Below are 860 nucleotides of genomic sequence, written 5' to 3' on the forward strand. Positions count from 1 at the left end.
AGGCCACGCCGCTGCGTAGCGGAAGGTAAGTAATATCGGCGACCCAGACCTGTTCTGGCTCGAGGGCTGTTACCTGTCCGGGGCCGGGTTTCAGCAGATTGGGATGCCGGTAAAAGCGATGATGGCTGTTGGTGGTTTTGTGATAAGCCCGTTTTACAGGAACCAGAAGCCTGTGTTCACCCAGCAGGCTAAAAAGACGGTCACGCCCAATATTCAACTTGTTATCTGACTGACTGTTCAGAAGGTAGTGCAGTTTACGCGTACCGATACGTGGTTGACGGCACCGGATACGGGCAACAAAATCAATAACCTGTGCATTATGTTGCTGTCGTTTATTGTATCTTGCGTTGTCCTGATACCAGGCCTGTCTGCTGTGCCCCAGGAACTGGCATGCCCGCGTAACGGTTACTTTTGAGGTCCGACCTTGCGCGAGGACTTGCCGGGCCGCTTCTTTACGACACTCACCCCGTAATCATTTTTCAGGACATTAATAACAGACTCAAAAAATTCAGCTTTCTGGTTAGCCAGCGCAAGCTGCTCTTCAAGTTCCTTGATTCTTTGTTCGGGTGTAAGCGGGATATTTGTCTGAGCCACAGGCAGTTTCCTCTTCGCCAGGTCAGGAAGTCCGGGACGCCAGTCGAGCCGGCCATATTTACGCAGCCAGACAAGCACGGTGGAGCGCCCCTGAATGCCATATCGCTGTTGGGCCTGTTTATAGGTCATCTCGCCTTTTTCGACCTGCTCAACAACGGCTATTTTAAAGGATAGAGGATAATCACGTTGGGTGCGTTTGAACTCAGTCATCATCACGTTCTCCGTATTTAAGTCGGGAACGTGTCAACGCTATTCAGGACGGGTCA

The 860-nt window shown here is 51.4% G+C and carries 1 pseudogene; it reads right to left on the bottom strand.

Annotated features, from left to right (window positions below):
- Positions 1-807 (bottom strand): annotated as a pseudogene (locus tag IBT46_RS27040) (helix-turn-helix domain-containing protein); the annotation flags it as partial.
- Positions 808-860: the final 53 nt, after the last annotated feature.

This window comes from Erwinia sp. S38 (assembly GCF_016624545.1).
Classification (GTDB): domain Bacteria; phylum Pseudomonadota; class Gammaproteobacteria; order Enterobacterales; family Enterobacteriaceae; genus Erwinia; species Erwinia coffeiphila.